The 12,302-nt window shown below is 27.8% G+C and carries 10 protein-coding genes and 2 pseudogenes; 3 read left to right on the plus strand and 9 right to left on the minus strand.

The window, feature by feature from the left end; genetic code table 11:
- Nucleotides 1-10: 10 nt before the first annotated feature.
- The 3 genes from CURI_RS13285 to CURI_RS13295 all read right to left on the minus strand — a co-directional run bounded on the left by CURI_RS13285 (nucleotide 11) and on the right by CURI_RS13295 (nucleotide 2,526).
- Entirely contained in the window at nucleotides 11-676 is a 666-nt protein-coding gene (locus CURI_RS13285; protein WP_144276092.1) for a YczE/YyaS/YitT family protein, read from the minus strand.
- 103 nt (nucleotides 677-779) lie between these two features.
- Nucleotides 780-1,925 (minus strand): amidase domain-containing protein, encoded by a 1,146-nt coding sequence (locus CURI_RS13290; RefSeq protein ID WP_014968788.1) that lies wholly within the window; start codon nucleotides 1,923-1,925, stop codon nucleotides 780-782.
- A 385-nt stretch (nucleotides 1,926-2,310) separates the two neighbouring features.
- Nucleotides 2,311-2,526 carry a hypothetical protein gene (locus CURI_RS13295; protein WP_014968789.1) on the minus strand — a complete coding sequence of 72 codons (216 nt, stop codon included), beginning with the start codon at nucleotides 2,524-2,526 and terminating at the stop codon, nucleotides 2,311-2,313.
- Between the two features lie 446 nt (nucleotides 2,527-2,972).
- Here CURI_RS13295 and CURI_RS13300 point away from each other — a divergent pair, with 446 nt between their 5' ends.
- Nucleotides 2,973-4,916: an ABC-F family ATP-binding cassette domain-containing protein gene (locus tag CURI_RS13300; RefSeq protein WP_014968790.1), complete on the plus strand. Its 1,944-nt coding sequence runs from the start codon at nucleotides 2,973-2,975 to the stop codon at nucleotides 4,914-4,916.
- A 211-nt stretch (nucleotides 4,917-5,127) separates the two neighbouring features.
- Here CURI_RS13300 and CURI_RS15120 read toward each other — a convergent pair.
- The 3 genes and pseudogenes from CURI_RS15120 to CURI_RS15130 all read right to left on the minus strand — a co-directional run.
- Nucleotides 5,128-5,562 (minus strand): annotated as a pseudogene (locus CURI_RS15120) (transposase); the annotation flags it as partial.
- Between the two features lie 33 nt (nucleotides 5,563-5,595).
- Nucleotides 5,596-6,027, minus strand: coding sequence for a transposase (locus tag CURI_RS15125; RefSeq protein WP_051003996.1), 432 nt, complete (start codon nucleotides 6,025-6,027; stop codon nucleotides 5,596-5,598).
- 93 nt (nucleotides 6,028-6,120) lie between these two features.
- Entirely contained in the window at nucleotides 6,121-6,669 is a 549-nt protein-coding gene (locus CURI_RS15130; RefSeq protein WP_081580455.1) for a transposase, read from the minus strand.
- A gap of 659 nt (nucleotides 6,670-7,328) precedes the next feature.
- Between CURI_RS15130 and CURI_RS13310 the strand changes: the two genes are divergently transcribed.
- Both CURI_RS13310 and CURI_RS13315 read left to right on the plus strand, forming a co-directional pair.
- The gene (locus tag CURI_RS13310; protein ID WP_014968791.1) at nucleotides 7,329-7,976 is read left to right on the plus strand and encodes a hypothetical protein; all 648 of its coding nucleotides are present in this window, start codon (nucleotides 7,329-7,331) and stop codon (nucleotides 7,974-7,976) included.
- Nucleotides 7,977-8,135: 159 nt separating this feature from the next.
- Entirely contained in the window at nucleotides 8,136-8,912 is a 777-nt protein-coding gene (locus CURI_RS13315) for a DUF6568 family protein (RefSeq protein WP_014968792.1), read from the plus strand.
- A gap of 141 nt (nucleotides 8,913-9,053) precedes the next feature.
- On the opposite strand, the pseudogene CURI_RS13320 reads toward CURI_RS13315, so the two are convergent.
- The 3 genes and pseudogenes from CURI_RS13320 to CURI_RS15135 form a co-directional block, all read right to left on the minus strand.
- Nucleotides 9,054-10,394, minus strand: a pseudogene (locus tag CURI_RS13320) (IS1182 family transposase).
- 164 nt (nucleotides 10,395-10,558) lie between these two features.
- A complete protein-coding gene (locus tag CURI_RS13325; protein ID WP_041701829.1) occupies nucleotides 10,559-11,125 on the minus strand; it encodes a BMC domain-containing protein in 567 nt (188 codons plus the stop codon).
- Between the two features lie 55 nt (nucleotides 11,126-11,180).
- Nucleotides 11,181-12,206 (minus strand): copper amine oxidase N-terminal domain-containing protein, encoded by a 1,026-nt coding sequence (locus CURI_RS15135; protein ID WP_014968795.1) that lies wholly within the window; start codon nucleotides 12,204-12,206, stop codon nucleotides 11,181-11,183.
- Nucleotides 12,207-12,302: the final 96 nt, after the last annotated feature.

Genomic DNA, 12,302 nt, shown 5'->3' on the forward strand with positions numbered 1-12,302 from the left:
ATCCTATCTATTATGAATTAGCTTTCTTTCTACTATTAAAAACAATGTTTTTTAAAGCTCTTATATCTTCATCTATTAGCCTATGACGCACTTCTCTAGTATCAAATTTAAATATCTTAAAGATAAATTGGAGTATATATCCCATACCTACTGACATAATGAGTGTTCCTATACCCACAGGTCCACCTAACAAGTATCCGATTATAAGTATTGTGATTTCCATAGAATTTTTTACAAATCTAACTGACTTATTAGTTTTTTTAATAAACATTATCATAAGTGAATCCCTAGGTCCTGCTCCAAGCTGTGATGCTATATAAAAATATGTTCCTATACCTAGTATAATCATGCCTATAATCATCATTATTAAGCTAGGAGTAAAACTATTAAATACAGGAATTAATCCACTTGACATTATAATGTTCATAAATACGCCTATAAGTATCATATTACAAAGTGTACCAATTCCTGGCTTCTCTCCAAATATAACTTGTACTAATAATATTACTATACCTGTAATAATATTAGATGTGCCTATTGTAGTGTGAAATATATTTGATAAACCCTTATGGAATACATCCCACGGTGCATACCCTAGCTCGGCATTAATAGTCATAACCATGCCTAGTGCACATAAGAAAAGTCCCGAAAAAAGATACATGTATCTTTTTATCATTTTTTCATCCGATTCCTCCATTTTTAAAGTCTTTCTTATCATTCTACCATAAAGTGAAGCTAAAAAACTCCCACTTTTATTCAAGTAGGAGCTTTTTTATCAATTAATAATTTACTTTTATGAACCAAAATCTTATATTACTATCGTTCCACCCTAAATCCCATGGGACATTATTTCTATCTGTATTATGACAAGTGACTAATGGATATCCTTTTGAATCAAAATCTGTGACTACTGCTGTGTGAGCAATTTTACCATCTTCCTCATAAGATACTATATCACCTGGAAGAAGATTATACGCTGATTGATATATTTCCTCATAGTCACCACTATCTATAACTGACCCTTTACCACTATATACAATATAGTCTTTAAATCCTTGAGCATTTACCCATGGTTTCGTTGCACCATCAGAGCTATAGTTCCATGTTGAATCCTTTTTAAAGCCTCCACCTTCATGCAAAACTTGAGATATAAAGTTTGTGCAATCTCCACCTTCATAGTTATAGTTTTTGTATTTATTATTGTATTTAAACCCATACTTTTCTTCACTTGCTGCTCCACTATACTTGTGAGCATACTCTACGGCATTTTCTCTTCCTTCTTCTAATTCTAATGATTCTTTACGTTTTTGACTCGTTATAAACTCTTTAATAGAATCAACCTTTAAATTTTCTAAATTCAGAGAGTCAGCAAATGGATCGTTATACCATTCTTTTGTAATAACTAATGAATCATTCTTCTCAACTACATCTAAAACATGATATGCTCCTATTCTAGATGTATTTACTAAATCCTTATTATCTTCATATATATATTTATATTCTGTTGAACACAATAGAGTAATAGTTTTTTTATCACCTTTATCTTTTACATCTTTAATTATAACTTTAGGCTTAATATCTATAAACTTTGCTCCTTGTTTTTCTTCCCAATTACTAATATATTTTATTTTCTTAACCTCATGTTCATATGCCCATGTACCAGCTTTATGTTCTCTATCATAAATTGACTCTAGATATTTAGTATCATTATCTAATATAGCTTTGTTTCTCTTATCAAATATTTCTTGTATAGCTTTGTCTATTTCATTATTAGCTGAAACATTATTAATATATTCTTTAGTAGAATATTCTTTAGGCTTAGATGGCATATTAAGTTTAAGAACATATCCTGCCACTAATAAAAAAGCTAGTATAGATACTTTTATAATAGTTTTTTTAGATAAATTTCCTAAGGAAAATTTCATATTCTTGCTTCTCCTTTTTATAATATTCAAAACTATTATTCCCCTAATGATAATTTTTATTTTAAAATAATAAATTTACCTTATTTTATCTTATTAATTTTTTTATGAATATTATGGTATGTGAAAATAGATAAAGCTATTGAGAAAGCATAGTTATTAAAAATAACTTCATCAAAGAATTGTGAAATTTATATTTCTGAAATGATAATAACCTATAATTTTTGTCAATGGAACAAGGCTAGAGTTCTCAAGTAACAAATTTGATATTATAGTCTCTAAGTATAAAATATAGTACTAAAATATTAATGAGCCATAGAATTTTTAATATATTCCTATGGCTCATTAATTATAATTTTATTTTAATTTTTATTTTTTTATAATTCTTCTAATGAAGACTTATTTCAAAGCTATCTTCATGTTCTTTAGGTATGTATCTTATATTTGTATGTGTGTCTAAGTATAGTATTCTATTACCATCTGAAGTTTGTATAACATCTAATTCTTCCCCATCTTTTATCTGTACTGTAGTCGCTAAAACTCCTTCATAGTTAGTATAAGAAAATTTTTGCTTACTTACTGCCTTCCCAATTATTTGTGACATTTTAGTCTCCCCCTTTTATTTTGTTTGTTAGTCAGTAATAAAGTTTTAAACTTAAAATAAGACTAAACCTTTAATTTATAGAAATAGCTTAATTTCCTCTACATTTATACATATTATATTAGTCATACATGTATAACTTAGTACAAAATGAAATGAGAAAAATTATACTAATTTCAGCTTATTAGCTAAATTTCGTGATACTTTTAACAATTCTAATCAGTAATCTAAGCCTGAAATTTTTATTTATGTAAAACATATTTATACTCTCACAAAACCTATATACCCAATGTAAAGAGTTTTATTCTCCTATTTTTCTAATTTATAGTTATTTTTCAGTCGTATTTCCAACCATATTGCCAATTTTCTTTATAGTATTTTAGTTAAAATGTTGTCTAATTATGATAAAATATAGTTTACGATAAATTAAAACATAAAGGATGATTCAAATGAACGTTTTATCTGCTGAAAATATTTCTAAAAGTTATGGAATCAAATCATTATTTAATGATATTTCTTTTACTATAAGTGATACTGATAAAGTTGGTGTTATAGGAATAAACGGAACAGGTAAATCTACACTTCTCAAAGTTATAGCTGGATATGAGCCTGTAGATAGTGGAACTATAACCATTCCAAATGGAGTAACTTTAGAGTACCTATCTCAAAATCCTAATTTCAATCTAGATATTACAGTTCTAGAGCAAGTATTTAAAGGAGATTCTCCTAACATGATTGTTATTAGGGATTATGAAAGAGCATTAGAAGATTCTATAAAGAATCCTAATGATGAAAAAATTCAAGATCGTCTAATAAAATTAACTGATGATATGAATAAATTGAATGCTTGGGAACTTGAGAGCCAAGCTAAGGCTATTCTGACTAAGCTTGGTATAACTGAGTTTGATAAAAAGATTCATACTCTTTCTGGCGGTCAGAAGAAGAGAATTGCTCTTGCAAGTGCTCTTATAACTCCTTGTGATTTATTGATTTTAGATGAGCCTACTAACCACATGGATAGTGATACTATAGATTGGCTAGAAAAGTATCTTGAAAATAGAAAAGGTGCATTAATTATGATTACCCATGATAGATATTTTCTAGATAGAGTAGTTAATAAGACCCTAGAGCTTGACTGTGGTAAGCTTTATACTTATACAGGTAACTACTCACAATTTTTAGAGAAAAAGCTAGAAAGGCAAGCTTTAGAGTCTACTATGGAACATAAGAGACAGAGACTATATAAAAAGGAACTAGAATGGATAAGAACTGGAGCCAGAGCTAGAACTACTAAGCAAAAAGCTAGAATTCAAAGATTTGAAGAAATTAAGAATTCTAAAGTAGAAGTAAATGACTCTACTTTAGATATATCTGTAAGTGGCTCTAGGCTTGGACAAAAAATTATAGAGATTAAAAACTTATCTAAATCTTTTGATGAAAAAGTATTTATTAAAGATTTTACTTATACATTTCTAAAAGATGATAGAATCGGAGTAATTGGAAACAGTGGTATAGGTAAATCAACACTTTTGAACATAATTGTTGGAAAAATTGAAGCAGACTCTGGTAGCGTTGATATTGGATCTACAGTAAATATAGCTTATTTTTCTCAAGAGTCTCAGGATATGAATCCAAACTTGCGAGCTATTGAATATATTAAAGAAAGTGGAGAGTTCGTAACTACTGCAGATGGTACTAAGATAAGTGCATCTCAGATGATGGAAAGGTTTTTGTTTACTTCTGATATGCAATGGTCTTATATCTCTAAATTATCTGGCGGTGAAAGAAGAAGACTATACCTTTTAAAAGTATTAATGACTTCTCCAAATGTGTTAATATTAGACGAACCTACTAACGACTTAGACTTAGACACTCTTAAAGTTTTAGAAAACTATATACATGAGTTTAGTGGCCCTGTTATTACCGTTTCTCATGATAGATATTTTCTAGATGTAATATGTAATAAGATCTTATCTTTTGAGAATGATGGAAATATAATAATGAACGTGGGAAATCATTCTGATTTTGTGGATAAAAGAGACTTACTTGTTAGTAATGTTAATAGTTCAAAAAATAATAATGTTTCTAAAGATACTTCTGAAGAGAAGGAAGCTTCTAAAGAGTATAAATCAAAATCTAAAAAAACAAAGTTTACTTATAACGAGCAAAGAGAATACGAAAAAATCGATTCTGAAATAGAAGCTCTTGAGAAAGAAATAGATAAAATCGACAATGAAATGGAGCTATATTCTAGTGACTTCACTAAATTACAGGAACTACTTGAGAGAAAAGAAAAAATTGAAGAAGAGTACTTGTTTAAACTTGAACGTCAAGAATACTTCGTGAATCTAGAGAGTGAAATTAAGAATAACCTATTGAGTTCTAGAAGCTAATTTAAAAAATTATAAATTTAAGCAATATCATAAAAGGGGCTGTTTCATAACTGATAAGTCAGTTATGAAACAGCTCTTTTCCTATATCAACGTTGACAGCTAAGTTATATAAGTCCTTATAAATATTAAATATACTCTCTCTAGACTAATTTAGGGTACAGGAAATAAAGCTTAGATTTTTCTAAACCTCATTTTATTTATGGTGTCTTTTCTATTTTAAAATTGCTTCTTTATATCGGATAAAACCTAATTTGTCTGCCTTTATTTTGCTACTTACCTTCCTTATATTTATCGCAATACTTAGTAATATCATTTCAGAAATAGTCTTTTCCATACTTCTATGTCTAAATCTAAAATATCTCATTCCTGATTTAATGTATGAAAATATTCCTTCCGCCTGAATTGAACGATTAAGTCTTTCTGTAATTCCTTCTTCTGTCATTATGTTTTCTTCTGAGTCTTTCCTTAATTTTTCAAATTGTTCAGAAACATATATTCGCTTTAATCCAGTTTTGTTTTTCATATTGATGCACTCACTAGAATATGTACAATTTAGACAGTCATTGTATAGATAAATCTTAGACTCACTTTTAAATCCATATTTATTTTTTCTATATATCATCTTTTCAAATTTAAGCTTTTTATTATTATGACAAAGATAGTAATCTTCTGCCTTATATTAAGTCATATTCTCTTTTCTTGATATGTCATTTTTATATTTTATTGTCTTTTTCACTTCATAATTTAAGGGTTTTATGAAGGGTTTCATTTTCTTTTCTCTTAAATAAAGATAATTTTCTTCACTTTCATATCCTGAGTCTGCTACAACTTTACTTATTTTTGTATCATACTTTTTTAGAAGATTGTCCATAAAAGGGATTAAGGTTTTTACATCAGCTGGATTGCTAAATTCTTCTATACCTACAATGTATCCGTCATTTGTTGCACATTGAATATTGTAAGCAAATTTTAACTGACCATTTTTCATATGATCATCTTTTAATCTCATAAAAGTCGCATCGTGATCTGTTTTAGAATAGCTATTTCTTTCTCCTATCATATTCAAATGTTTTTCATATATATTTAGCTTATCAAGCCATTCTTCAAACATTTTATATTTTCTTTGCTCTTCTGTTTTTCTTTTACCTTGACCATAAACAAAAATTATATTTTGTGATTTACAAATATTTCTTATGTTATTGAATTAAATTAAAACAAGCTTTTTACAATCCTCACTAGATAAATTTTCATTACTTTTGAAATATTCTAGTATTTTCTGTATTAATTTCTCTTGATAGTTAAGTGTAGATTGTTTCCACACAAATGTGTATCTATTAGTATTTGCTTCTGTTTTCGTTCCATCTATGTATATGCTTTTTAAATCAATTTCTCCTTGTTCAATTAGCAGATCTACTAACTGGTGTAATATTTCATCCATAAAAGGATATATTTTATTCCTAAATCTATTGATGGTTACATGGTCAGGGTTTTTTTTGTTATTTAAAAGCCATCTGAATCGAAAATCATACTTAAAAGCATCTTCAATATCTCTGACGGAATATTTTCTATGTATGTATGCAAAAACTAAAATTTTCAACACGGTCTTTGGCTCTACAACTGGCTTTCTACCTTTATTAGAATAGACACTATCTAAAAACTTTAAATTCATCTCCTCAATAATATTGTGCACCAGGAAAACCTCATCATCCACATCAAAATTATTAGTCAAATCAAAACTAAAAGTTAGTTGCATTTTTTTGATTTATGATTAATTTTAGTATGTTTATTCATTGGAGATAAAGCATACTAAAAAAGAGTTATGAGGATTTTATATTTCAATTTTCCTTATATATACTACATATCTTAAATATAAGACCATTAAAACTTGACATTTAAATAGAGTTATTTACTGTACTAACATCATAATGTTGCTCTTGTAGATTATATATAAATTCCTTTTCAGATGATAGTATAGCTAACTTTATAAAAAAATGAAATGTAATATAATGTCGATTAGTAGATAAAAATTAGCTATATTGGTAAAATTGCCTTAAAAGCCTATATATGGTTGACATGCTATATAGATTATGATACTTTGACTATAAACAAACAATAAAAATTTAAAACTAGAATAATAAGGATAATAACTAAAAGTGAAAAAATTAGATGCGACTGCTTATAAAGAAAGAATATAAAAATATATATTATAGATGAATATTTATATAAAAGCTATAAGAAGTATAAATAAAAAGTAGAAAAAATGGAGCACAAGTTTCCGAAAATATATAAAATCATATCGAAGTGAAATTACTGTATATTATATGATAATAATGATTCAATACTTTTCTTTTAATAAACTATCCTTATAACTAGTTAAATATTAAATAATTTAAAACGAAAGGAAGATTATTTATGAAAAAAGTATTAAAGTGTATAACTATATCTATGTTAGTCTCTATGTCAACTGTTCCTATTAATGCAAGCTCAATTAGTACGAATGGTGAAGTCATAAGTAGTGAGCAGAAACTATTAGATGATTTTTTTGGAAACTACTCTGAAGTTTACAAAGTAGATTTTGATGAAAGGTCAAATAAAGAAACTATCGAAAATAAAGACGTGGTGAAAGATTTTTTTGAAAATCCTTCCGAAAAAGTTCATGAAGTGTATATTGATGAAAATTCACATAATATAAATGTCGGAAAAAAAGAAGATATAACTGCAAGAGCCCCTAATATTCCAACAAGTATGGCACCTAATTCATATGGTCCTAATAACTTTAGAAGTAACTGGAGTGGAACTAAAAATTTTACCTATACGATGTATAACTTTTGCAGGGGGACATTTAATGTAAAAGCGGATACTTTTTATGAGGTAGAAATAATTAATAATGCAACTGGATATACTGGAAAATTTTCTCCAGAATACACCAATGGACGATGGGAGATTTCTATAAACGTAAATTCAGTTAGCACATATTATGCAAGAATAATAAATAAAGCTGGTGGAGATGCCAAGAATGCTGAATACCTCGCAGTATGGCCATATGGGTGTATGGTTTAAGGTACAAATAAACCGTATGACTAAATAAAATTAATTATTACTATATATAATAACAAACATATATTAATTAAAAAATCAAGTTGGTATTCTAAAAGGGTTAATTTTAAGAGTATCTAACTTGATTTTTTAATTAAGATAAAAGCAAATGGAGGAATATGCATGATAAGAAGGGGAATAATAGTTATAATATTGGCATTAAACTTTGCTATGATTAGCAATACTACAATTGCCTCTATGGAGAATAATGGTGATATTTTAATTAAAGTAAACGGAAAGTTTATAGAATTTGATGATGAAAAGCCATTTATTAATAGTGATTATAGAGCTTTAGTGCCTTTACAATTTATAGTGAATGAGCTAGGGGCGGAAGCGGATTGGATATTTCAGTCTCAAACAATTAGAATAAACACTAAAAAGGAAGTAAGTCTTAACATAGGAGCGTATAAGGCTATAGTAAACAGCGAGGAAGTCAATCTAGATCCTATGCCTACAATTAATAATGGAAAAGTTTTTGTACCACTTAGGTTTATTAGTGAAACTTTAGGATTTCACACTGAATGGGATGATAAGGACTCAATAATTAATATCTATAAAATTGAAAAATTAATTGAAATAGATAGTCTTACTTTCTTTGAACAAACACGAGATAATCTTATTTACTTTGGACGTCCTACTTGTCCATATTGTCAAGAATTTGAATATCACCTTAAGAAAACACTTGAAGACAAAAATGTAACTGTATACTATTTTAATAGTGATTATTGGAGAGAAAAAGATGGATTTGAAGAAATAGTAAATAAATACGATGTTAGATATGTTCCCTATTTAGTAAAATTAAAAAATGGAGTGATACAGGACTCTTTAAGTTTAAATGACAGAACTTACGAAAAAGAAATAAAAGATCATATTGAAGCTTTTATATCTAAATATAAATAATGGGAAGATCCATTAAGATCTTCTCAGATTGTTGAAAAACTCTCATAAAAATTTTTATGAGAGTTTTCATGTTTTTTGATTTAGACTTTTATGTGAGCTTTTTCATAAAACCTAGCTAAGTATATTGCTTTTTTTAATAATTTAGGAAGCTAGTATTCTAGATATCCTTTTCATATTCTGACAAGCAGATGTAAGTAAACATTGTTTACTTACTTTTTCTTTTCCGCGCATACGACAATAACGAAACCTATGTAGCTGTTTTGAATCAGCAAAGCTTCCTTCTATAGTTTCTTTTCTTCTTTTATATATTCTTTTGCCTTTATCTGTTTTTAAAAATTTAATGTTTTTTTCCTTATATTCTTCCGAGACATGTCTTCTAATTGTTCTAGTATTGTTTTTACCAATTAAACACTTTTCTTTTTTAGGACAATCTATACAATCTTCTTTTTTACTGATATCCTCTGAATAACCTTCTCGTATAGTTATTTTATATTCTAAAAACCTGTCATTAGGACATGTGTAAACGTCCCATTCTCTTAAATATATGAACTTATTTTTTGTGTATTTTCCCTTTTGATGTGATCCTAACTTATATGCAATTACTAACTGTATTCCTTTTTCAGTTATTTCTTTGCATAATGGTGCTGTAAAGTATCCAGCATCAAATCCTACATAATTAACATTGAATCCAAACGTTGATATCTGTCTATTTAACCTATCTATATATGGGGTTGCACCATTTACATTTCCAGCTGTAACATGAGTATCTGTTATTATATTATTTTTACTATCTACAGTCCTGTGTTCTAGATAAAAGAACCCCTTGGGTTTATTATCTAGAACCATGTATCCACTTTCTGAGTCAGTTGTACTTATTTTTGTTTCTTTTATTTTAGGGGCATATTCTTTTTTTTAGCTGTTTTTGGTTGTGGCTTTCTCTTGTACTATTTATGCTTTCATCTAGTGCATTAACGTAGTTTTTAACAAACTTTTCAACTAATTCTTTTTTGAATTTATTCTTATTAGCATTAGCTTTTAAATGTGTTGAGTCTGAGTAAAGTATTTTTCCATCAACAAGATTTTTATCTATTGCTTGAAGTACAATGTTATCAAAAATATCTTGATATATATTGGTTTCTTTAAATCTTCTTCTATTTTGACTTATTGTTGAATGATTTGGTATTTTGTCTGTTAAAGACATTCCTAAAAACCATATATACGCAATGTTAACTTCTATTTCACATACAAGCTTCTTTCTGATCTTATCCCAAAGAGATATCCTATGAAAAGCATCTTAAACATTACAACAGGATCTATTGCAGGACGTACATTATTAAGACAGTATAAATCTTTTGTCAAATCTCTTATGAATGAAAAGTCTATATACTTATTTATCTTTCTAAGAAGATGATTTTCTGGAACAGGTTCTTCTATATATACTAACTCTAATTCACTTTGATTTGTATCATTTGTTTTTAGTATAACTGATTCTCCTTGTGTATTAAACTATCTTAAATATATTTCTACAAAAGATCTCTACTTCCTTTTTGAAAAACAAAAGACTGATGACAATTTATCTTTGTCATCAGTCTGAAAAGGCCATAAATAATTATTTATGGCCTTTTGTTATATTTATATATTGTCTTTTACTTAAACAGATTTTCTATAAATTCTTCTGAAGGAGATGGTACTGCTACTGCGGCAACCATATCTTTAGGATCCTTAACTTTTTCTTTTGCTACTTCTATTCCATTTTTAACAGAAGCTATGTCTCCTGTAAATATCACTATAGATTTTCCAGCTAATCCAAGAGTTATAGAAACTCTTAGTATCTCTACCTGTGAGGATTTTTTAATGTAGTTTGCACAGTATAATCCACTATTAGTATCCCTAGTTTCTACTACTCCTATAGCTCTTATATTATTTCTGTCTATTTTAGCATTAATTTTATTTATAACATCATCTGCTAAACTAGGTATTACCTTCGCACCTACCAGTAAATCAGATGAAAGTTCTTTACAGCTATCTATTGCAGCTGTTACGTCAGCTACTTCTCCAGAAATCACACAGAAGAATTTTCCCATACATATAATTCTGTTTTCTATTATTTTAATAGAAGCTTTTTTAGTCATTAAATCTAGCATTTCTATTCCTTTAGCTATACTTTTAAATTCTGCTATTCCGATTGCTTGCCCCATACCATCACCATCCATATTTATAATCTTATTTAAGTATAATAACTAATGGATGTATTAGTCAATGTATTCTTTATTTTATGTTTATAACTCCACTTTTAGTTATTTCATAGTCTAACTTTAATACTTTATCTAAAAAGCTTAGTGGAACATAAGTGTTACCATCTTTTAATTCTGATGCTACACCAAGTTTTACTATCATTTTTGCAAAACTATAGTTGTCTTCATTTGGCTTCACAGTTACGAAGTTATTTCCTTTTATTAATTCTGCTACTTTAAGATCATTGTTCCAAGTTACTTTATATTCAAGTACCTCAGCAATATCTCTTAAAGGTATCATAGTGCTTTTACCTGATTTATATATTTTATTTTTAAGTTCTTTTTCTTGACCATTTACAGTTATCTTGTCTAATGTTTTTACTTCTGATTCTAATAATATTATTTTATTTGCATGACTTTGTGCTGGAATGCTCATAGTCATAATTGGTCCATAGAATACAATTAAATCTTTATTATATATATCTTCTTTTTCTAGTTTGTTTCCATTTTTATCTACTATAATAGTTTTATCACTAATATTTGCCTTTAGAAAATTATCTGTACTTATAAGCTGATCATTAAATCTATCTACTTTTACTCCATCTGGTTCTTCTGACTCATTTACTACTACTACTGAAGGATTAGCAATAGGTGGTAAACTTTTTGTCATTGGTGTATTTTTACCATAAAATACATTAATCTTCATGCCTTCTTTTAGTTCATCTTTGTTGATGAAGTCTTTAGTTTTATTACTTAATAGATACACATCTTCACTTATATTAAATCTTATACTTTTAAAGCCTTCGTTATCTTTGTTTTCTACTAATATACTTGTGCTTTTTTCACTCTTATTTACTTCTGTTATTGTTCCTTCATAAGTTATATAGTCTGATTCTGAATTTAATTCTTTTATATCTGTATTTATATTTTCTGTTTTCGCTTCTGTTGTTACACTTGTTACTTTATTTGATTCTTCTATTTTATTTGCGCCTGCTGCAAAAACTGAACTACCTAGTAATAAACAAGTGGATAAACTTAATGATATTAATCTTCTTTTCATGCTGCATCTCTCCTATCATTTTGATTCAAATTATGGTTTACTTAGTATTTGTTTCATTAATACTATATTAATCAGTATACCACCATATAACAGCTG

It is taken from the genome of Gottschalkia acidurici 9a (assembly GCF_000299355.1).
GTDB classification, from domain to species: domain Bacteria; phylum Bacillota; class Clostridia; order Tissierellales; family Gottschalkiaceae; genus Gottschalkia; species Gottschalkia acidurici.